The organism is Bacillus sp. L_1B0_5, assembly GCF_000836715.1.
Classification (GTDB): domain Bacteria; phylum Bacillota; class Bacilli; order Bacillales; family Bacillaceae_G; genus Bacillus_A; species Bacillus_A thuringiensis_S.
Genome location: NZ_JXIS01000051.1, coordinates 18430 through 41183 on the forward strand (window position 1 = coordinate 18430; position 22754 = coordinate 41183).

Consider the following 22754-nt stretch of genomic DNA (forward strand, 5'->3'; position numbering starts at 1 on the left):
TTCCCCCCTAATTCCCTTTTATATATTCTCCTTTTTCCGGCATCATGAAACCATTTTCAGTTCGAAAGTAAAGTGGCAATCCTTCCGCAAAAAACATACTTACCTTGGACGGATCTTGCCTTTGATGATGAATATGTAAATGCGGCTCACTTGAACTTCCTGAGTTACCGACTTGAGCAAGAAACTCTCCTTCATTTACACGTTGTCCTTCTCTCACATTAATTGATCCTTTCTTTAAATGGGCAAGAATTAAAAATGTGCCTGTTTCATCTAGTCGTAAATAAATATGATTCCCAGCCATTGACTGAAAATTATCCGATCCCGGAACTAAATCTTGTTCATTATTATTAATTGATACAACCGTCCCAGAAGCTGGTGCCATTACTTTCGCTCCATATATTCCGTAATCCTCTAACTTACTACTTTTCACTTCAGCAGGTGGAATGAGAATATCATATGCCCACCTTTCATTTGGTTTTATAACGTGATAGTTCGTTTCTAACCGATCACCACCCCAACCTATTAATGCTCGTTCATTCAAAGGAAAACGAACTACTGCTTTAGGACTCATAGATTGTATATCTGCTGGGTAAGCAATTCTACCTATATTAGCAAACCAACCGACAGGCCAAGCTCCAATGATAGAAAACAGAATGATTAAAAATAGCGTTCTATCTATCCGCTTTCTAAAAATGCCTTTCAAAAAAAATATTATTACTGATCCTATCAAGAGGAAAACTGAAATAAAACTAAAAGCCTGTATACTCCACCAAACAAAAACTGATGTAACATCATTAGCTACATAAACTAAGATCCAACTTATAATTAAAAAAGAAACTATAATTACTAATAAAAATTTCTTCCACATGTCGCATCCCTACTCTCATATCCTTTTCCTCAATGATACAAAGTAAAAATTACAGCATATGAAAGAAATACTTACGACTTTCTTACTTTTTTATACTGCGGTAATTTCACAGTAAAAACTGTTTCTTTATCGTTACTACGTACAGTGATATCCCCTTGATGGAGCTCGGCTATACTTTTTGAAATTGCAAGTCCTATTCCTTTCCCGCCCGTATGAGAACTACGTGATTTTTCACTACGATAAAACTTCTCAAAAATGTAAGGAAGGTCCTCTTTCGGAATGCATTGTCCAAAATTTTTAATTTCTACTTCAACATTCATTGTTTTATTGAAAATTTCAATTGCAATTTCCTTTCCATCTCTCCCGTACATAATACTATTGCCTATTATATTTTCAAATAGTCTCACTATAAGTGTCACATCAACTTCTACATGTAGCACTTCATCATTTTTAATATAAAAGTTCATATTGGCATCATCTAATTGTGGTACAAAGTCAATCATGATTTGTTCAATTAATGCTTTCATATCTACTTCATCTTTATGTAATTCAATCTCTCTATAATTTATTTGACAGTATTCTAATAAATCATCTACTTGATGTTTTAATTCATAACTTTTTCGCTTTAATATACTTACATACTGTTCACATTCTTCTCCATTCGAATGGAGTTTATTTCCTAACAGGTCCGCATAACCGATTAAAGATGTTACTGGCGTTCGTAAGTCATGAGAAATATTACTAATCATTTCATTTTTCATTTCCTGTGATTTTTTTTCATTCTCAATAGACTCTTTTAAGCTTTTCGCCATTCTATTAACATTTGCCGCTAGTTCACCAATCTCATCGCTTTTCGAAATAGGTATATGTATTTCAAAATTACCGTCACTTATTTCCTTCACGTTCTTGTTAATTTGAGACAACCTTTTCATCAGCGTTTTTGTCATTAACGCAAAGTATGTTGTAGTAAAAATCAAAAAAACTATAAAATATAAAAATGAATATTTTTCCTCTAAAACATTAACCTGACTATATATATTTCCAGCCAAAATTTGAAACACTATTATACTTACAGTCGCTAACAAGATGCTACATATGAAAGCAATAAAAAATTTCGCCCTAATACCCTGTAAAAATCTAATCTTCAATTTTATATCCGACTCCCCAAACATTTTGTATAAACTTCGGTTCTTTTGGATTCTCTTCAATTTTATTTCTCAATCTTGCAATATGAACCATTACTGTATTATTACTTTCATAGGCTCTTTCGTTCCAAACGCTCTCATATATTTCTTCGATCGTGAACACACGGTTCCTTGCAACTGCCATTAAGTGTAAAATTTCATATTCAGTTTTCGTAAGATTCATTGTTTCTCCATATAACATTACTGTTCTCGACACTTCATCTATTTCTAAACCTCTAATGTTTATTTTCTTTTCCATTACTTGGGGAGCATTTTGATTGAAATATGTATACCTTCTTAATTGGGCTTTCACTCTTGCTATAAATTCAATTGTACTGAACGGCTTCACAATATAATCATCTGCCCCAGTACTAAATCCAATTACCTTATCTACATCCGATGATTTCGCGCTTAAAAACATAATTGGTAAACTATGTTTCTCTCTAATCCTTCTACAAAGTTCTATACCATCCATTTGAGGCATCATAATATCCAAAATAGCAAGTTGAATACTGTTATTATTTATTATTTCTAAAGCCTCTTCTCCGTTATGAGCACTAAAAACTTTAAAACCTTCTTGTTTTAAATTCACATTAATAAATTGAATAATATCTTTATCGTCATCTACAATTAATATCGAATTTTTTTCCATTTCCAAACCTCTTTTTTGAAATATATTCCACATCTAAGTTTATCATAAATCAAATCTACCATTACACCTTGAATAATCTTTATTTTCAGATTAAATTATATAATAACAAATACATTCTATTTTCATGTGAAAAGGAGCGAAAATATGTTTCCTTTATTAAAAACTGAAAGACTTATTTTAAGAGAACTTACCGAAGAAGATGCACCACGTATACTACAATGCTTTTCTAATACTAATGTACTGCGCTATTATGGTCAAAAACCGTTACAAGATGTTGATCAAGTGAAACAAATCATTCATAACTTTAAGTTGAGTTACAATGCAAGAAGCGGTATAAAATGGGGGATCGAATTAAAAGACAAGAAAGAACTCATCGGTACCATTGGTTTTCACGATTGGTCTTCTGAGCATAAACGAGCCAATATAAGTTATGCCTTTTTGCCTGAACACTGGGGAAAAGGATATGCGACTGAAGCTGTTTCTGAGGTTATATCATACGGTTTCCATACGATTCATTTAAAGCGGATTGGAGCAATTGTATTTCTTGAAAATGAAGCTTCCAATAAAGTACTATTAAAATTAGGTTTTGAAAAAGAAGGCGTTCTAAAAAATTATATGTATCAAGATGATATCCCATATGATACGAATTTTTACGCTTTATTAAAATCAGTTTAATAGAATTTATGTGTAAAAAACCTTACTTTTAAAAAGTAAGGTTTTTTGTATTTATTCATTAGCAATATAAGCATTCTTATAAGTATAAATACCACCAAATTGATGCTTTTCAATTCCTTTTACATAATCCTTTTGTACATATGCTGAGCCAATATGATAAAGCGGCGCCACCGCAGCATCTTCTAATAATACCTGCTCGGCTTCTCGCAACGCTTCCCATCGTTTTTCCGTATCTAGTACAAAATCCGTTTTCACTTTCTTTATTAATTCATCGTAACGAACATTAGAATAATTCATTTTATTATTCGGATTCCCTGTCGTAAATAACTCTAAATAACTAATTGGGTCTTTATAGTCAGGTCCCCAATTTGCCATAGTTATATCGTAATCACCTATTTGTTCTAACTGTAATTTTTGCTTAAATGGCTGTTGTTTAATTTGTATCGTTAACCCTTGCAAATTCTTCTCTAAATCACCTTTTATATATTCTGCCATACGTATTGCGTTATCTTGTTCGAACGTTAAGAACCCTAGGTTTACTTGTTCTACCCCAAGCTCTTTTTTCGCTTCTTCCCAAAGTTTTTTCGCATTTTGCAAATCATATGAGGAAATATCTCCATTTTCTTTTCTAAAATCTTTACCAGTCACTTCATTTACATGACCAACTGGTACAAGTCCACTTGCAGGTTTTGCTCCGTTATTAATAAAGTGAGCAACGAAATCATCTTTATTTAACGCTAATGAAATAGATTGACGCACCTTTTTATTTGCTAACGCGTTATTTTTTTCATTAAAACGAAGCATAGCAATTCCGGGATCACTCGACATATGTAATTCCTTATTCCCTTTATACTTGTCTACAACTTGCGAATTAATAGGTACTCGATCCAAATCTCCGGCTTCATATAAATTTACAGCTGTCATTGTATCCTTTAGGATATGAAAGTTTATTTCATCTAATTTCACTTTCTTTCGATCCCAATATGTAGTATTTTTCTTTAATTGAAACTCTTGTTCATGCTTCCATTTTTCTAATACAAATGGACCGTTATATATGAGATTACTAGGTTCCAATGCATAATTGTTTCCTTGTTCTTTCAAAAATGATTCATGCTGTGGTAAGTATATAGGTAGTGCTAACAACTGTAAAAAATACGGAACTGGCTGTTCGAGTTCAACTTCTAACGTATAGTTATTTATCGCTTTAACCCCAAGTGCATCAAGAGGCATTGTTCCCTTATTGATCTCTTTCGCATTTTTTACATAAAAGAGCATGGACGCATATTGAGAGGCTGTTTCAGGGTTAATTGCACGTTTCCAAGCAAATATAAAATCATTTGCTGTTACATTATCCCCATTTGACCATTTTGCATCTTTACGCAAGTCAAATGTATATTTCTTACCATCTTCACTTCTTTTAAACGATTTTGCTATGGCTGGAGTAGGCTGATCTTGATCGTTTAATACATATAACCCTTCAAATATATTCTGCATAATGTGTGCTGATGTACCATCTGTTGTTTTCACAGTGTCCAGAGAAGGAATTTCTTCTGATACTGTTACATTTAACACTTGTTTTTTAACCTCTGTGTCACTTTTATCCGCTTTATTATTACAAGCTGTTAATAATAAAGATGTAACAAGTGCCATTACCATTAAATGACTCTTTTTTCGCTTCATGAGTTGTTCTCCTTAAATATAAAATATTATAAAGCGTAATATATTATAGCAGAAATACTAACAGAAAGACGCGACATTCTTTTGAATATTTATTCGTTCAAGAAAAAAGCTATCCTTTTAAAAGGATATGGATTACCTTGGAATCTTTTCGATTTTTAACGAAAAAAACATATAAACTAATAGGAGCTTAACTTTTCCTCAATAAAATCGAATTTAATTGTCGCTTCAATACATACTTTCTATTTTATAGCATCTAAATACCACAATACAAAATTAACATTTACGGATATTTTACGAAACTTTCGGAAATTAAGACGAATATTCTGGACTTATCGTTCCGGAATATTTATACTAAGTTACATGAATGGAGGTGTTATAAATTGGGTAGAAGTATTAGTTTTAACAAAGAACACGCGTTAAATAAAGCTATGCATTTATTCTGGGAAAAAGGTTATGATGCTACATATATATCAGATCTTATTGAAACGATGGGTATAAGTCGATCTACTCTCTACGATAGCTTTGGAGATAAGGATGCACTATTTAAACTAGTTTTGGAACATTATAAAAATTATGGCTCTCAAAAGAGAAATTTACTTTTTAGTGGTATAAACACAAAAGCATCACTTAAATCCTTTTTTTATCAACATATTGAAAAATGTTATTCAGGTGAGATTCCAAAAGGTTGTATGATAACTAATTCTTCACTGCTTATTGGACAAATTGACCCTGCCATAGAAGAAATACTCATAAATGATTTTAATGAACTTGAAAAAGTATTTAAGCAAGTTATCGAAGAAGGAAAAAAGAAAGGAGAAATTTCACAAGAGGTTGATACTGAATTAGTTGCATATTCTTTATTAAGTTTAAATCATAGTTTGAATGTAATGTCTAAATATAAAAAAGAGAAAAATTCAGCCTATCATCTAGTAGATAAGACTATTGCAGACCTATAGTCTTTCTTTTTTAATGATTTCGGAATGAACGTTCCAAAAAGAAAGGAATGATAAAATTGACTAAAAAGACAAATTTTCTAATATTTATTTTAGCAATTAGTTGTGGTTCACTTGCTGCAAATATTTATTATGCACAACCAATTGTACAATTCATTGCAAAAGATCTGAACATTTCTTCTGATTTATCTGGATTGCTCACTACTTTGACACAAATTGGGTATGGATTGGGGTTATTTTTTATCGTACCGATCGCTGACTTATTGAAAAGTAAGAAAATAATAGGAATTCTTATCGGGCTAACTATTTTTTCATTAATTGGTACGCTAATTTCGACAAACAGAATTATTTTTTTACTATTAACAACTATAATTGGCATTGGGGCCTGTGCAGCTCAAATGTTAGTTCCACTAACAATGAGAATCGTGCCAATTGAAGAGGCAGGTAAATATGTGGGTAAAGTGATGAGTGGTTTATTGATTGGGATTATGATTGCTCGCCCATTATCTATCGGAATAACAGAGTGGTTTGGCTGGAGAATGGTATTTCTTTTTTCATTAATAACCCTAGTTACCGTATTACTGTTAATTCTAAAATTTTTACCCAACTATGAAGTTATCTCAACTAGTAACATGACATATCCAAATTTAATAACTTCTATGGTAAAGCTACTAATAAATACTTCTCCTTTACAACAAAGAGCTTTTTATCACGCATGTTTATTTGCTGCATTTAGCCTTTATTGGACAGCTATTCCAATTTTATTAAGATCAGAGCCATTACATTTTTCAAATAATGAAATTGCATTATTTGGCTTTGTTGCAATTGCTGGAGCTTTATTAACTCCTACTATTGGTAAAATAGCAGATAAAGGTTATATTTTTACAATGACTAATGTATCAATGGCACTCGTACTATTATCGATCGTACTATTATTCTTTGTTCAAGATCATTCACTATTTAGCATAATTTTAATTCTTATCTCAGGTATCTGCATTGATATTGGTGTAGCAGGAAATTTATTATTAGGTCAAAAAATTATCTTTGGTTTGAATCCCGAGATAAGAAACAGACTTAATGGATTATATATGACTATTTTCTTTTTGGGAGGAGCCTTTGGTTCATGGATTGGAAGTTATACTTACTATAAATTTAATAGTGAAGTAACTTTACTCATTGGAGCTTCTTTACCTTTAATCTCCTTAATAGTTCATTTAATACACAATAATACAATAAGTTTATTAAAAACCAAAAATAAATACATGTCCTAACTATCAATGTACTCTAAAACTAGCGTCAACATCTAATTTTTTGGGTAGTGTTAGCATTATCACTTCTGTTGCAAAGTTTTAAAAAATATAGTGAGGTTTACAAATTAGAAATAGGCTGTGGAGAAGATTCTCTCCACAGCCTAAAAAAGTTATCTTTGTAAACCTCGTTTATAACGACTTGCTTCAAATATAATACGCTCTTCATCTAACGTTTTACATTCGCCATTCCAAACGACACGTTTTCCGTTAATAATTACATCGCTTATATCTTTTCCACTAGCAGCATATACAAGGTGTGATAACACTTCATCCGCTGGTTGTAAATGCGGCTTATTAGACGGGTCAATCGTAATAAAATCGGCACACTTACCAACTTCAAGTGATCCCGTTTGTTTCATCCCAATGACTTCCGCAGCTCCTTTTGTCGCAAGAGAAAGAGCTGTTTCAACTGGTAATGCTGTTGCATCTTGGTGTATACCTTTTTGCAATAAAGTTGCTATACGCAGTTCTTCAAACATGTCTAAATTATTGTTAGACGCAACACTATCTGTTGCAATTCCTACTTTTATTCCTGCTTCTAGCATCGCTTTTACATTCGCTATACCAGAACCTAGTTTTAAATTACTATTTGGGTTATGTGCTACTCGAACATCATGTTCTGCTAAAAATGCACGCTCATCATCATTTAATACTACACCGTGTGCAATAACTGTTGGGCGTTTAAACAATCCGCAGCTCGCTGCATATTCTACTGGACGTTTTCCGTACTGTGCTTCAATATCACGTACTTCACGCTCTGTTTCAGAAAGGTGGATATGAACCATTGTTTGATTCTCTACTGCAATACGAGCACACTCTTCTAACAATTCTGTACTACATGTATATGGACTATGTGGTGCAACCATCGTAGTTAACATGCCACTTTCTTTATAATAACGCTTCACATATTTCTCAGCTTCTTCAATCGCTTTCTTTTCATCGTCTTTCGTTCCGAAGCTAAATAAAGTCCTTGAAACAGCAGCTCGCATCCCGCTCCTTGATACCGTTTCCATAATTGCGTCTTGATCTACTCCAATTGGATTAAACATGTCAGAGAATGATGTTGTACCACTTTTCACCATCTCAAGTAATCCTAATTCCGTACTAGCGACCGCAAGCTCTGGAGTAAATTGACTTTCCAGTGGCCAAATTCTCGTCTCCAGCCATGGCTGTAATAACATATCATCTCCAATACCTCTTAGGAGACTCATTACAACGTGTGTATGTGTATTTACAAGCCCTGGTAAAACCCACTTTCCTTTCATGTCAATTACTTCATCTACTTCAAAATCATTTGCAAATTCTCCGCTCTTTACATCTATAATTTGATCATTTTCTACAATGATATATCCATTTTCTATCACTTCGTTTTGTTCATTCATCGTTACAATTGTAGCGTTTACATAAGTTGTTTTCAAAAGTATTTCCCCTTTCAACTCTATGAAGTTCCCTTTAATAAGTTACCACCATTATAGTAACTTATTAAAGATTAAGAGTCAAAAGATAATTTTAATTCTTTCGTTATTTTTCCCTTCAAAATGCTATATTGTTTTTCATTTGTATCTGCAAATGCTTCTTCCCGATTTGACTTTTCATCCATATAATTCAATTTCCCATTGAATTGAGTCTCTGTAAAATCAAATCTCTGCCCATCTATAAAGTTATAAAAGTGCCATACCTCTCTTACTTTTGTCTTTTTAATTTCTCCTCCGTGTATGTCTTGAACGACAAGAGCTGTAACACCACATTGTCCCTTTGCTGGGTTTTCAATTGTCCACTTTGAACTTGTTGCTATTGACCAAGATCTTATTAACGCCTCATATATTTGCTTTTTCTTTACATCATCCATTCTAATCTTCCCCTACTATTAATAGTTTTACACATCATATTTCAAAAGAGGCAGTAAACGACCCTTAAAGACAGTTGATGGTGTCTCTCCTATTAACTGTGCTCCCATTTTCAAGTAATATCCTTTTGCATTCGGATCACTATCAATTGTAAAACTTTTTAATCCTAGTTCATTGGCTTTTTCTATTACATACTCCCAAAGTATTTTCCCGTAACCTTTTCCTTTGTAATGAGGATGAATGTACAAGAAATCGAGAGCTTTATCATTACGTAAAAATGAGAAAAAACCAATCTTCGCATTATCGTTTACTAAAACATATACAAAATTATTTTTTATGTACTCTTCCGTAATTGTTAAATCTTCCTTACAAGCAAGTATGAATTCTTCACTATAATTCCACGTTGCTTTTGAATGTAGTGCGAGTTCACTTAATTCATTTGCTTCACTTAATAATGCTTCTCTTATCTTCATGGTTCTTTTTCCTCACTTTCAATATGTACACTACTAAATTGATTCGGAAAGCACTTCAAAAAAACCTTTATTTTCCATAAATTAGAAATTATTTTTATAAATCTTTATTATAATCAGTACGATTTTCAACAATTTTTTTAAAGAAAAAGAACGCCATCCCTAAAAGTTGGCGTTCTCTTTTTCTAAATTTTAATCTTCAAGCTCACTCATTCGTTTTACTATTTCGTACGATACAAACCTATACAGTTTCTACTACCGCTGCAAGCATTGTTCCATTTTTAGCATAATTCGTATGCCAAGAAAAAGCTTTTTCTAAAATATGAGGAGTTTGTCCACCTCTTGTTTTTGCTTCTTCGTAATAAGCACGTAGTTGATCACGATACATTGGATGTGCGCAATTCTCAATAATAAGTTCCACTCTTTCTCTTGGCGCAAGCCCTCTTAAGTCAGCATACCCCTGTTCAGTGACGATAACATCTACATCATGTTCTGTATGATCTACATGTGAAACGAAAGGAACGATGCTTGAAATGTTCCCACCCTTCGCAATCGATTTAGTAACAAAGATAGCTAGGCGTGCATTTCTTGCAAAATCGCCAGACCCACCAATACCATTCATCATTTTTGTACCTAAAACATGAGTAGAGTTAACATTTCCGTATATATCTAATTCTAATGCAGTATTAATTGAGATTAATCCAAGGCGACGAATAATTTCAGGATGATTGGAAATCTCTTGTGGACGCATCATTAATTTGTCACGATATTTTTCAAAGTTAGAAAATACTTGTTGCATTTTCTCTTCAGAAAGCGTGATAGAACAACAAGAAGCAAAATTGACTTTTCCAGCATCCATAAGATCAAAAACTGCATCTTGTAAAACCTCGGAATATACTTCTAAATCTTCAAATTCTGAATCTAACATTCCATGCAATACGGCGTTAGCCACTGAACCAATTCCTGATTGTAACGGCGCTAAACGATTTGTTAATCGGCCTACTTTGACTTCTTCTCGAAGGAATTCTATTAAATGCTGTGCCATAATAACAGTTTCTTCATCCGGAGGAACAATTGTCGATGGCGAATCCAATTGATTCGTAAACACAATTCCCTTTACTTTTTCAGGATCAATTGGAATACCGATTGTTCCAATTCGGTCATCCGTTTTCACAAGCGGAATTGGAAGCCTCTCTCCTTGTTTACCTGGTTCATATAGATCATGTAGCCCCTCTAATTGCGCGGATTGAGCCATATTCATTTCAATAATAATAGACTTAGCATTTAAGGAAAACGCTAAGGAATTTCCAATTGAAGTGGTTGGAATAATCATTCCGTCCTCTGTAATCGCAACCGCTTCCAAAATAGCGAAATCTATATCTAGAACGTCAGCACGAAGTAACTCTGCTGTATGAGATAAGTGCTGATCTACAAATAAAAAGTCTCCGTTATTAATTCCTTTTCGCATTGTCGCATCAGCTTGGAAAGGCAATCGTTTCCCTAAAATTCCTGCCTCAGCAAATAATTTGTCTACATCCGAGCCTAAAGAAGCCCCAGTATAAACATTTACTTTAAAAGATTCATCATTCTTAACTCGGTTTACAAGCGCAAATGGGACTGCTTTCACATCACCTGCACGTGTAAACCCACTTAAGCCTAAAGTCATTCCACTTTGAATCCAGGAAGCTGCTTCTTCAGGTGTAACTACCCGATCTTTTAGACGTTGATCTCTGATTCTATCTAAATTGTTCTCCATATGTAATCCCTCTCTCATTGAATATTCATAATTATTTTACACATTAACACTATCAAAATAGGGATTTTAGTATACAATGCCGAAAATTCAGACAGAACAGCAAATCTAGGTTCTAAAGCAGAAAAATTTAGAATCCTAGAAGCTTACGGAAATAACTAGCGTATGATTGACTAACTGGTACCCTCTCACCATTATCCATCGAAAGTACAAAAGTAGAATGGGTATCAGGATAAATCGCTTTAATATGATTAACATTTACAATAAACGAACGGTGACATCTAATAAATGAATCTTTCGGAAGCAAGTATTCGAATTCTTGTAGAGAGTATTTATGTGTTCCTGATAACTCTTCTGAATTCACATACGTCTTTTTATCTTTAGCCTCTAAATACATAACCTTTGAAAAAGGAACCGGAATCCAGCCGTCTGTTGTTTTTAAAGTAACGACTGACTTTCCATCCGTTAAAGCTGGATAAATTGCCGTTACGCACCCTTCAAGCTTTCCATTGTTTGAAAATGGTACAGCCATTCCATGATAAGGAATACCAAAAACATCCCGATTAATAAACTCAGATGTTTTTTGATTCATCACCATCGATTTATGAGCAATCGTTCCTTCCTTTATAGGATCCCCGACACTAATCTTTAAATCAATTCGTTTACTTGGCCGGTAGTAAATATATTCTTTCGTATTCGAAACAGCAATTGAAATTTCATCTGAAAATAATTCACCAACAACATCTAGTAATAAACCTAACGTTCTATCTTCCATTCTATTAACACCTCATTCACTATTATACTACTATTATGAACGAGCATCTGTTGCTTTATAAAAAGTTTGATTTTAAGTTACTTTTAAAATTAGTTTTATTCACTATTACTTCGTTACTACAAAAAACCTCACTTCAGAAAAGTGAGGTTTCCTCTCATACAATATTTCTTTATTTTTTTAAAGACTCTAGTAACTTTTTAACAAAATAAATTGAATTATGCGAAGCAGATACACAATTATCTTCGAACACTTCTATGCCAGACGCTTCTTCTGTATCTGTTATTGATCTCACTGCTAAAAACGGAATCGTATTTGCATAGCAGACGTGGGCTATACTTGCAGTTTCCATATCTACACAAAGTGGATTGTATTTAGAGATTATTTCTGTACGACCACTCTCACTAATAAACGCTTCTCCAGTAACAACTTTTCCAAAATAAACATTTTGAGCGAATTGATTGTTCTCAACCACTTCTCTGCTTAATTCAAGCAGGTTTCTATCCGTTCTAAAATATACACTTTCCATCCAAGGATGATATTCAGTTAATATCCCTTCATCAACATCATGATATGCTATTTCTGTTGAAATTACTGTATCTCCAATTTTCAATACTTTGTCGATTGCTCCTGCAACACCTGTGACAATAATATGCGTTACATTGAATTTATCGATTAATATTTGAGTTGCAATAGCTGCATTAACTTTACATACACCACAATATAAGGCAACAACTTCTACATTCTCATATTTCCCACTGTGAAATGTTAACATCGCAAGATTCGTTATTTCCTTATTAGACATTTCTTCAATAAAAGGCGTAATTTCATCTTCTGATGGACCGATAATTCCAAATCTCATACATTCATCTCCTTACTTACACAGAGCTTGCTATCTGTTTAATTATATAGAATAAGATTTATTTTTTATTAAGTAAAGTGAATTTAAGAATTTATTGCCCCTATTTCTGTATAATAAATAATCCCAAACTACAAACAGTTTGGGATTATCTTTCTCATTTATTATGCGCATCTAACCACGAAATTAAATCTTTAAATACTTCATCCTTATTTACTTCATGAAACATTTCATGTCTACCATTTTCATATAAACGTAGTGTCACGTCTTTCACACCACATTTTTTATAGTTTTCATATACTTCTTTTACACCTTTCCCCATATCGCCAACAGGATCACGATCACCAGAGAATATATGTATTGGAAGATTCTTTGGCGTCTTCTTGTATTCTTCTAGTTTATTTACTTCTAATACTCCAGAAAATAATTCTCGGTAAAAACTCGTCGTACAAATGAAACCACATAACGGATCCGCAATATATTTATCAACTTGATTATTATCTGAAGATAACCAATCAAATTTTGTACGATTTGGCTTAAAGTTCGAATTGAAGTTTCCGAAAGATAAAAAGTTTAACATTGGACTTTTCGTTTTTGCCCCGCGCAATTTCATTTCGATTGTTGCTACTTTATGACCAATAGCTCCTAAAAGCCCTGGATTTCCACCTGTTCCTGAAATCAGAAATCCATCGTATAGTTCACCCCTAAGTTGTACAGCACGTCTTGATAAAAAAGAACCCATACTATGTCCAAGTAAAAACAAAGGACTTGACTGCTCTTCTTTTATCCTTTCTGAAACAAAGATAACATCCGATACAACTTGATTCCACCCTATATTTGGTTCAAAATGACCATAATCTTCTTCTTTTTTTACTGTTTTCCCATGTCCTTTATGATCATGCGCATAAACACCATACCCTGCTTCCAATAAAGCATCTACAAATTCTGTATACACCCCTGCATGCTCTGTCATGCCATGTGCAATTTGAATAATTCCTCTCGGATCTCCTTCTGGTAACCATTTACGCAAATAAATTTCCGATCCATCCAATGCCGTAACGAAACTTTCCTGTACATTCATTTCGTCAGCCTCCAAATTTATTATGTATACCTTTAAGAAAAATGAATATCCATTCACTTTTCTTATTTTATATTATATGTAATTGCTTTCATTATGACAAATGATGTATTTTTCAGACTTGCTTTCAAACTAATCTCTTGACGAATCAAAAATAAAATTATATAGTTACTTACATAAAGTAATTATATAATTTTTAGGAGGTTTCTACTATTATGATGCCATCACTATTTTTAGCACATGGTTCGCCTATGCTCGCTATTCAAGATACAGACTATACAAGGTTTTTAAAAAAACTTGGAGAAACATATAAACCGAAAGCGATTGTTATTTTCACTGCTCACTGGGAAAGTGAGGTATTAACAATTTCTTCATCAGATAACGAATATGAAACAATTTATGATTTTGGAGGTTTTCCTCCTGAGTTATACGAAATCAAATATCGTGCGAAAGGTTCTTCTTACATTGCATCTATGTTAGAAACAAAATTTAAAAACAAAGGTATTCCAGTCCATCATAATATGACGAGAGGTTTAGATCATGGCTCATGGACTCTTCTGCACCGCATGTATCCAGAAGCAAATATTCCTGTCATCCAAATTTCAGTCAATCCATTCCTTCCTGCAAAAGAGCAATTTAACATTGGAGAAGCACTTAAAGGACTTGGACAAGAAGATATTTTAATAATCGGTAGCGGTGTTACCGTTCATAACTTACGAGCTTTGAAATGGAATCAAACGACACCCGAACAATGGGCAATTGAATTTGATGATTGGATTATTAAACATATGCAGAATAACGATAAAGATGCATTGTTTAATTGGGAGAATAATGCCCCTCATGCACAATTAGCAGTACCAAGAGCAGAGCATTTTGTTCCTTTGTTTATTGCAATGGGAAGTGGCGAGAATAGCGGTGAAGTCATTCACCGTAGTTATGAGCTTGGTACATTAAGTTATCTCTGTCTTCAATTTTAAAGAAAAGGATGAAGCAATCGTTGCTTCATCCTTTTTCTTTTTCATTCACTTAGTTAACTAACTTCCAAATGTCGTTTCTCTGATACTTCTTCGTTCTTATTATGAAAATAAACCCAAATACACGCAATAAATAATAGTGATGATGTAGAGAGGAAAACATATTGGAAGCCTGCATGCGCTGCAATTTGTCCCCCGAGCACTGGACCAATCATATTTCCTAAAAACTGAAACGACTGATTATATCCAAATATTCGTCCCGTAACATGGGTTGGTGTATGTTGTTTTAGTAGAGTTTGTACGGAAGGCAATAATCCTGCTTGTGCGATACCTAATAAAAATCGAAGAATTAATAGTTGCCAAGCTGAGGTTACAAATGCTTGCGGGATAAAAATAATTCCTGCTGCAAATAACGCTACAACTAACGTTTTTTGAGGACCGATATGATCTGATAATCTTCCTAGTCTTGGTGCTGCCAAAATAACTGCTAATCCTGTCGCTGACATAACTGCTCCCGCAATTGTTTCAATATGTGCAGTATGAGGACCTACTAAATTTTTCACGTACAATGTAACAATGGGTTGAACTGACATATTAGCAAGTTGAATAATAAATGTTGTTACAAATAAACTAATAATTAAATGCTTCGCTGGGACCATCGTCCATACTTTTTTCGGCTGTGTTTTTTTTGCTTGAGCAGAGTGATTTTCTTCATGCAGGAAGAAAAAAACGATGAGAAAGGAAAGGAATAAAAAAGCTCCTGTAACAAGAAAGACATGACGCATTCCAATTAACTCAGACAAATAACCTCCAAATAACGGGCCAAGTAACGAACCGCTCACACCACCAGTTGAAATTGTAGAAATTGCCCAACCTGAATGTTCTTTCGGAGTTTCTGCTGCAATAAATGTCATCGCCGTTGAAAGGAAACCAGATACTGCTCCCATCAAAAATCTTAGTGCGACTAGTTGATACACATCCGTTACAAACCCCATAAGCGTCATAATAATCGCCATACCAAGGCTCGCACGAATCAGCATCAATTTCCGTCCATGTATATCACCAAGCTTTCCCCATATTGGTGACACGATCGCACCCATTAAAAATGTTATACCAAATGCAAGTCCCGACCACTGTGCAATACTAGAAGTGCCGGTTACTCCTAATTCCTCAATATAAAAAGATAAAAAAGGAATTACTAAACTCATACCGGCTGCAGTGGTAAAACAACCTAGCCAACAAATCATCAAATTTCGTTTCCAGCTGGCCATTTTCACACCTTCTTTCTTTAGATACCCATTCTACACCCTTTCTTGTAAAAAGTTTAGTAATTTGCTTTATATGTAAGATTTACTACAAAACCCGCTATTTTCTAGTAAAAACCACTACATCTCTACATCATTTTCATAATAAAACCAACTCCCCTAAATGAAGTTGGTTAATTATTATCTATCGGTATTAAACGAGCATTACAATTTCTCTCGTAAAACTCAATGGGACCTGCTTGTCCAATAATCGCATATTCATATCCATCTTGCTTCATATTATATAAACAATGATGCAATAATTCTTTTCCTACACCTTTCACACGATTTTGTTTCGCTATGCCCATCGGACCAAACAATCCTTTCTTTCCTCTCACTACATCGTAACAGGCGAAACCAATTATTACTTCCTCCTGCTGTGCAATATAGATAGGTAACTTTTCGTTATATGTCCGAAATCCATAAACAACCGACTGTAACCACCGTTCACCAAATTCATCCGCTACAAATCGTGATAACTTATCAAAATCAGAAGGACTAGCTCTTCTTATATGACAAAATAATGTATTATAAATAGATTTAAAACGATTTAAATCTACCACTAAGTCTCTCGGGACAGCTGTAATACGTAATATATCTTCTTGCATTTGTGTATGTATAAATTCACCAATATCTGTATCTATACGAAATAATGCATACATAATATGTCCTTCATTAATTACTACTTGCTGAAAGCGTTCCATACGTTTCTTCGCTATTTGTAAAATTTCTATCGCTTTATAAGATAGTTTATATTGCCCTATTTTTTTATATTCTTGATTATGTAACTCGAATCGTTTTCGTAACGAAAGTTTTTCTAAAAAATCTGGACCCACTTTATGAAACAAATACATAAATAACTCAGCGCAAACTCCTGTACCTTCTTTACACATACCTATAAACAGATGGACCGGGTGAATTATGTTACACTCACTCTCTTTTGCTGCAATCTCCAATATTTTATGCACACGTTTTGTAAATTGAAATTCCTCCATATGTATTTCCATCCTCTACTAATTTACTAACAAACCGTAACCATAAATAATTGAAACAATTACACCCACTACCAATATACCTGGAAGTAAATTTGCCACCTTGATGTTAATAATACTAAGCAAGTTCAATCCAATAGCAGATATCATAATGCCGCCCGTAGCCGTCATCTCCACTATAAATTGGTTCATTAATTCTTTCGGGACAAAACTATTAATTTGTGTTGCAAAAACTGCAATACCACCTTCATATAAAACAACTGGAATCGCCGAAAATACTACGCCAATTCCTAGAGTTGTCGTTAATATAATAGAAATAAATCCATCGATAATCGCTTTTGTAAATAAAATATCATGATTTCCGCGAATCCCACTGTCAAGTGCACCAAGTATCCCCATCGCGCCAATTGCAAAAATTAAAGTAGCTGTTACAAAACCTTCTGATATGCTACCTTTCCCTTTCGATCCAACTTTATTTTCTAGCCAATCCCCTAAATGTTTTAACTTTTCTTCTAATTGTAACCATTCTCCAATTACCGTACCAATCACTAAACTCAGTATGACAACAAGAAAGTTTTCACTTTTTAATGCCATTTGAAGTCCAAGCACAGTAACCGCTAAACCGATTGCGTGCATTATCGTCCCTTTCATACTTTCTGGAATCCTACTAAATAATTTACCAAGTAAAGTACCAAATATAATACAAATCCCATTTACAACTGCTCCTAATATAACCATTTCTCATTCTTCACCCTTCGAATTCTTTATTTCTATATTTTGGTTTATACATTGATTTACAGGTTATCTATATGTTAACTTAATATTGAGAATATTAACAAATGTTTTCCACTACATAACCCGCTATTTTTTGTAACTTTAATTACCTTTAATAGATTCAGTGTTAATTTAATTGCGGGATAATATTAAAAGGGAAGGTATATATGAAAACTTTACTAAAACGATTTTTGTTAATAGCCTTTTTCATTACACCGATTGTTTTATTAATCAATTACTCTTTTATTTCAAAAGCAAAAGACAAACCCGATTTGCAAAACAAATCTAGTAAAACCGCTTCAAAAAGCGAAAAGAAAATAGAAGACCAAGAAATCACGCTCACCTTCTCTGGTGATACAATGTTTGATTGGCAATTACGTCCTATAATCGAAAAGAATGGGGCTGATTACCCATTCCAACATGTAAAAGAAGAAATAAAAAAAGCTGATATTTCTTTTGTGAATTTAGAGTCGGCATTTACAACGAAAGAAAAGAAAGCACCTGGGCAATTGTTTTGGATTAAAAGTGATCCATCTACACTACAAGCTATTAAAAACACTGGATATGACATCGTAAATATTGGGAATAACCACACACTTGATTATGGGCAAGATGGATTATTAGATACGATTTCTCACGTAGAAAAATTAAAGTTCCCTTACATTGGAGCCGGAAAAAATGCGAAAGATGCATATACAGCACGAGAAATGACCGTAAAAGGGAAAAAGTTCAAATTTCTTTCCTTCGTTCGATTTATGCCTGATTCTAATTGGGTAGCTGGTGAGAATAAACCTGGCGTTGCGAATGGCTATGATTTAAATCTTGTAACAAAAACAATTAAAGAACAAAAGAAAGATGCAGACTATTTAATCGTCTATATGCATTGGGGCGTTGAAAAATCAAATCGTCCGGTAGAATACCAAAAGCAATATGTACCTAAAATGGTTGAAGCAGGAGCTAACGCAATTGTCGGAAGCCATCCACATTGGTTACAAGGGTTTGAGTATTATAATAAAGTTCCTATCGCTTACTCATTAGGTAACTTTTTATTCCCGAGTTATGTGAATGGGAAAAGCGCTGAAACTGGCGTATTAACTTTAACTTTTAAAGGAAAGGATGTCCAAATGTCATTCAATCCTTATATCATTCGCAACAACCAAGTTTCCCCTGTAAATGAAGGAGAAAAGAAAAAAGCTCTTCAATATTTACAAACAATTTCAACTGATGTAGAAATTGATGATACAGGGAAAATAAAAAACAAACGAAACTAGACAGCTCAAGATCTATTTCTCTGTAATATACTTTACAGAATAGGTGATAAACATGCTGAAAGAGTTATTAGAAAATATAAACCTCTTAGAAAACATCTATAAAATGTCTATAGCAATCCTGCTTTTATGTTCCTTTTATTCTGTGAGACTATTAAAAAAAATAAAGCGAGAGAGAAATCTTACTCCCTTTGAATTTACAATGTATGTAATTATTCGCATTGCGATATTTTTTTGGTTAGCTAGCTTTATTCTTCTTGAATTTAATGCGTATCTAGTTTAACTATAAAAAAGATAGAACAAGCATTATTTTTCCCCGCTTGTATCTATCTTTTTTATTTGGGTGCTAACTCTTTCCTTCTATTAAATAAGTAAATCAAACAAAACAGGGTTTTTATTAAGCTCCATAAATTGAATATTATTTTCTTTAAAGCGAGTAATTAATTGCTCATAATCTTCTTTATGTTTTAATTCTACGCCGACTAATGCTGGACCATTTTCTTTATTATGTTTCTTAATATACTCAAAGCGCGTAATGTCATCTTCTGGTCCTAATCCTTTATCAAGAAATTCTCTTAGCGCACCTGAACGCTGCGGAAATTCAATGATGAAATAATGCTTTAACCCTTCATAAACGAGAGAACGTTCTTTCATTTCTTGCATTCTATCAATATCATTATTTCCACCACTTAGCGTACATACAACTGTTTTACCTTTTATTTCATCTCTATATAAATCAAGCGCTGCAATAGAGAGTGCACCAGCCGGTTCAGCTACAATCGCATTTTTCTTATACAGTTCTAAAATCGTCGTACAAACTTTCCCCTCTGGTACTAAAATAATATCGTCAATTACATCTTTACAAGTTTCAAATGTTAACTTTCCTACTTTTTTAACAGCTGCCCCATCAACAAAACTATCTATTTTCTCCAATGCGACATTTTCATTTTGAAGAAAAGCCTCTTTCATAGATGCAGCTCCCATTGGCTCTACACCAATAACCTTTGTAGTAGGACTAACACCTTTTACATATGTACCAACTCCTGATGCTAATCCACCACCGCCAATTGCTGTAAAGATATAATCAACTGATTTCTCCATATCATGCATAATTTCAACTGCCACTGTCCCTTGACCTGCAACGACATACGGATCATCAAACGGATGAACAAATGTCATCTTATTTTCTTCACAATAGCGCTGTGCTTCTTGGAAAGAGCTATCGAATGTATCACCAACTAATACAATCTCTGCGAAATCACCACCGAAAAATTGTACTTGTGATACTTTTTGTTTCGGTGTTGTTGTGGGCATAAATATTTTTGACGTAATCTTCAATAAATTACACGTATAAGCAACTCCTTGCGCATGATTACCAGCACTTGCGCAAACAACACCGTTTTGTAATTTTTCTTTCGGTAAGCTTTGAATTAAATTGTACGCACCACGAATTTTGAAAGAGCGAATTAATTGTAAGTCTTCTCGTTTTACATAAACGTCACAATCATATTTCTCAGATAAAACTGTATCACGTTGTAACGGTGTTTTAATAACGATATCTTTCAGGCAATTATGCGCCATTAAGATATCTTCAATTTTCACTCTCTCCTTTACCTTTTGCACCATTATATATCATCCTTATCTCTTTTAAATTGGCTCAATCAAAATGTGGGATTTTCAGAACAGCCCCTGTATTCGCCGATGTTACCATTTGTGCATAACGTCCAAGCCAGCCAGTTTTTACTTTCGGTTCTGGTCGTTTCCATTCTTTTTTACGCTTTTCTAATTCTTCATCACTCACTCTTACTTCTAGTAAGCGTTCTTCAACATCAATACATACAATATCCCCTTGTTCAAGAAGTGCAATCATCCCGCCAGCTGCTGCTTCTGGTGAAATATGTCCTACTGAAATTCCACGTGAAGCTCCAGAGAAACGTCCATCCGTTAATAATGCAACCTCAGCACCTAATCCCATTCCAGCAATTGCTGATGTTGGGGCTAACATTTCTGGCATACCAGGGCCACCTCTTGGTCCTTCATAACGAATGACAACTACATCTCCTTTTTTCACTTTCCCAAGCATAATGCCAGCAAGTGCCTCATCTTGTGAATTAAAAATAACGCAAGGCCCTTCAAAACGCTTTACCTCTGTTGCACCGCTTTTAATAACCGCTCCATCTTTAGCAAGATTTCCTTTTAATATACGTAAGCCCCCCTCTTCACTATGAGGGTTTTCGAGAGAGTGAATAACCTCCTTATCTTTAATCTCTGCCTCAGCAATATTTTCTCTTAATGTTTGCCCAGTAGCAGTGATTCGATCAAGATGAAGTACTCCTTCTTTCCGGCTCATCTCTTTCAAAATTGCACTAATCCCGCCCGCACGATCAATATCTTCCATATGCCAATTTGAGGCTGGACTTACTTTACATAAATGAGGTACACGTCTTGAAACTGCATCAATACGGTTCATATCATAATCTAGTCCTGCCTCTTGTGCGAGTGCTAGCGTATGTAATACTGTATTCGTTGATCCACCCATCGCCATATCAAGTGCAAAAGCATCGTCAATTGCTTCTTCTGTTACAATATCACGCGGCTTAATATCTCTTTCAATTAAAATTTTCAATTTCTCTGCTGCTTGTTTAATTAACTCTTCACGTCTTGGATCAATTGCTAAAATACTCCCGTTACCAGGAAGAGCTAAACCTAACACTTCACATAAACAATTCATAGAGTTCGCGGTAAACATACCCGAACAAGAGCCACAAGATGGACAGCCATGATCTTCAATATCTTTTAATTCTTCTTCTGAAATTTTCCCAGATTGATAAGCTCCTACCCCTTCAAAAACAGAGCTTAAATCAACAACTTCTCCTTTTGACGTTTTTCCAGCCGCCATCGGGCCGCCTGAAACAAACACAGTCGGAATGTTAATACGAAGTGCAGCCATCATCATACCTGGTGTAATTTTGTCACAGTTTGGGATACAAATCATGCCGTCAAACCAGTGTGCATTTACAACCGTTTCTACTGAATCTGCAATAATTTCACGACTCGGCAGAGAATAACGCATACCGATATGTCCCATCGCAATACCATCGTCAACTCCAATTGTATTGAATTCGAATGGTACCATACCTGCCGCGCGAACGGCTTCTTTTACAAGTTTCCCAAACTCGTTCAAGTGTTTATGCCCTGGAATAATTTCAATAAAAGAATTACAAATTGCTATGAAAGGTTTATCAAAATCTTCATCTTTCAAACCAGTTGCTTTTAATAAACTACGGTGCGGCGCTTTATCAAAACCTTTTTTAATCATGTCACTTCTCATCTTGTCAAAT

General features: G+C 34.1%; 22 protein-coding genes. 6 read left to right on the forward strand and 16 right to left on the reverse strand.

Annotation, left to right across the window (positions count from 1 at the left end; genetic code table 11):
• Positions 1-7 precede the first annotated feature (7 nt).
• From RT27_RS17745 to RT27_RS17755, 3 genes are all read right to left on the reverse strand, one after another.
• On the reverse strand, positions 8-868 hold the full coding sequence (locus RT27_RS17745; RefSeq protein WP_016082068.1) for a M23 family metallopeptidase: 861 nt from the start codon (positions 866-868) through the stop codon (positions 8-10).
• Positions 869-939: 71 nt separating this feature from the next.
• Entirely contained in the window at positions 940-2040 is a 1101-nt protein-coding gene (locus tag RT27_RS17750) for a HAMP domain-containing sensor histidine kinase (RefSeq protein WP_173927838.1), read from the reverse strand.
• Positions 2006-2704, reverse strand: a complete 699-nt coding sequence (locus RT27_RS17755; RefSeq protein WP_016082070.1) for a response regulator transcription factor — start codon at positions 2702-2704, stop codon at positions 2006-2008. The genes RT27_RS17750 and RT27_RS17755 overlap by 35 nt, the downstream gene beginning before the upstream one ends.
• A gap of 144 nt (positions 2705-2848) precedes the next feature.
• On the opposite strand from RT27_RS17755, the gene RT27_RS17760 reads away from it, so the two are divergent.
• On the forward strand, positions 2849-3379 hold the full coding sequence (locus tag RT27_RS17760; protein WP_000484225.1) for a GNAT family N-acetyltransferase: 531 nt from the start codon (positions 2849-2851) through the stop codon (positions 3377-3379).
• Positions 3380-3430: 51 nt separating this feature from the next.
• Here RT27_RS17760 and RT27_RS17765 read toward each other — a convergent pair whose 3' ends face one another.
• On the reverse strand, positions 3431-5059 hold the full coding sequence (locus RT27_RS17765) for a peptide ABC transporter substrate-binding protein (RefSeq protein ID WP_043936838.1): 1629 nt from the start codon (positions 5057-5059) through the stop codon (positions 3431-3433).
• A 380-nt stretch (positions 5060-5439) separates the two neighbouring features.
• Here RT27_RS17765 and RT27_RS17770 point away from each other — a divergent pair, with 380 nt between their 5' ends.
• The gene (locus RT27_RS17770) at positions 5440-6015 is read left to right on the forward strand and encodes a TetR/AcrR family transcriptional regulator (protein WP_000533752.1); all 576 of its coding nucleotides are present in this window, start codon (positions 5440-5442) and stop codon (positions 6013-6015) included.
• A 47-nt stretch (positions 6016-6062) separates the two neighbouring features.
• Positions 6063-7283 carry an MFS transporter gene (locus tag RT27_RS17775; protein ID WP_082044835.1) on the forward strand — a complete coding sequence of 407 codons (1221 nt, stop codon included), beginning with the start codon at positions 6063-6065 and terminating at the stop codon, positions 7281-7283.
• A 149-nt stretch (positions 7284-7432) separates the two neighbouring features.
• Here RT27_RS17775 and RT27_RS17780 read toward each other — a convergent pair whose 3' ends face one another.
• The 7 genes from RT27_RS17780 to RT27_RS17810 form a co-directional block, all read right to left on the reverse strand.
• On the reverse strand, positions 7433-8758 hold the full coding sequence (locus RT27_RS17780; RefSeq protein WP_003270044.1) for a bifunctional S-methyl-5'-thioadenosine deaminase/S-adenosylhomocysteine deaminase: 1326 nt from the start codon (positions 8756-8758) through the stop codon (positions 7433-7435).
• 53 nt (positions 8759-8811) lie between these two features.
• A complete protein-coding gene (locus tag RT27_RS17785; protein ID WP_043936841.1) occupies positions 8812-9171 on the reverse strand; it encodes a hypothetical protein in 360 nt (119 codons plus the stop codon).
• Between the two features lie 27 nt (positions 9172-9198).
• On the reverse strand, positions 9199-9642 hold the full coding sequence (locus tag RT27_RS17790) for a GNAT family N-acetyltransferase (RefSeq protein WP_029441985.1): 444 nt from the start codon (positions 9640-9642) through the stop codon (positions 9199-9201).
• A 238-nt stretch (positions 9643-9880) separates the two neighbouring features.
• Complete coding sequence (locus RT27_RS17795) at positions 9881-11395, reverse strand: acetyl-CoA hydrolase/transferase family protein (RefSeq protein ID WP_043936843.1); 1515 nt, start codon at positions 11393-11395, stop codon at positions 9881-9883.
• A gap of 127 nt (positions 11396-11522) precedes the next feature.
• Positions 11523-12167, reverse strand: a complete 645-nt coding sequence (locus tag RT27_RS17800; RefSeq protein WP_029441983.1) for a LytTR family DNA-binding domain-containing protein — start codon at positions 12165-12167, stop codon at positions 11523-11525.
• 169 nt (positions 12168-12336) lie between these two features.
• The gene (locus RT27_RS17805) at positions 12337-13026 is read right to left on the reverse strand and encodes a 5'-methylthioadenosine/adenosylhomocysteine nucleosidase (RefSeq protein WP_016082075.1); all 690 of its coding nucleotides are present in this window, start codon (positions 13024-13026) and stop codon (positions 12337-12339) included.
• Between the two features lie 154 nt (positions 13027-13180).
• Positions 13181-14104, reverse strand: a complete 924-nt coding sequence (locus RT27_RS17810; RefSeq protein WP_001102583.1) for an alpha/beta hydrolase — start codon at positions 14102-14104, stop codon at positions 13181-13183.
• 212 nt (positions 14105-14316) lie between these two features.
• Here RT27_RS17810 and RT27_RS17815 point away from each other — a divergent pair, with 212 nt between their 5' ends.
• Positions 14317-15078: a class III extradiol ring-cleavage dioxygenase gene (locus RT27_RS17815; RefSeq protein ID WP_043936845.1), complete on the forward strand. Its 762-nt coding sequence runs from the start codon at positions 14317-14319 to the stop codon at positions 15076-15078.
• A gap of 53 nt (positions 15079-15131) precedes the next feature.
• Here the strand turns inward: RT27_RS17815 and RT27_RS17820 are convergent, their stop codons facing one another.
• The 3 genes from RT27_RS17820 to RT27_RS17830 form a co-directional block, all read right to left on the reverse strand.
• Complete coding sequence (locus RT27_RS17820) at positions 15132-16346, reverse strand: multidrug efflux MFS transporter (RefSeq protein WP_043936846.1); 1215 nt, start codon at positions 16344-16346, stop codon at positions 15132-15134.
• A 167-nt stretch (positions 16347-16513) separates the two neighbouring features.
• Positions 16514-17374: a GNAT family N-acetyltransferase gene (locus RT27_RS17825; RefSeq protein WP_029441980.1), complete on the reverse strand. Its 861-nt coding sequence runs from the start codon at positions 17372-17374 to the stop codon at positions 16514-16516.
• Between the two features lie 18 nt (positions 17375-17392).
• The gene (locus tag RT27_RS17830; RefSeq protein WP_043936847.1) at positions 17393-18109 is read right to left on the reverse strand and encodes a DUF554 domain-containing protein; all 717 of its coding nucleotides are present in this window, start codon (positions 18107-18109) and stop codon (positions 17393-17395) included.
• Positions 18110-18312: 203 nt separating this feature from the next.
• Between RT27_RS17830 and RT27_RS17835 the strand changes: the two genes are divergently transcribed.
• Together RT27_RS17835 and RT27_RS17840 are read left to right on the forward strand one after the other, a co-directional pair.
• Positions 18313-19416: a CapA family protein gene (locus RT27_RS17835; RefSeq protein WP_000854536.1), complete on the forward strand. Its 1104-nt coding sequence runs from the start codon at positions 18313-18315 to the stop codon at positions 19414-19416.
• 52 nt (positions 19417-19468) lie between these two features.
• The gene (locus tag RT27_RS17840; RefSeq protein WP_043936848.1) at positions 19469-19696 is read left to right on the forward strand and encodes a hypothetical protein; all 228 of its coding nucleotides are present in this window, start codon (positions 19469-19471) and stop codon (positions 19694-19696) included.
• 80 nt (positions 19697-19776) lie between these two features.
• Here RT27_RS17840 and ilvA read toward each other — a convergent pair whose 3' ends face one another.
• Together ilvA and ilvD are read right to left on the reverse strand one after the other, a co-directional pair.
• Positions 19777-21039 carry a threonine ammonia-lyase IlvA gene (ilvA, locus tag RT27_RS17845; RefSeq protein ID WP_029441978.1) on the reverse strand — a complete coding sequence of 421 codons (1263 nt, stop codon included), beginning with the start codon at positions 21037-21039 and terminating at the stop codon, positions 19777-19779.
• A gap of 31 nt (positions 21040-21070) precedes the next feature.
• On the reverse strand, positions 21071-22744 hold the full coding sequence (gene ilvD, locus RT27_RS17850; RefSeq protein WP_001255814.1) for a dihydroxy-acid dehydratase: 1674 nt from the start codon (positions 22742-22744) through the stop codon (positions 21071-21073).
• Between the last annotated feature and the right edge of the window lie 10 nt (positions 22745-22754).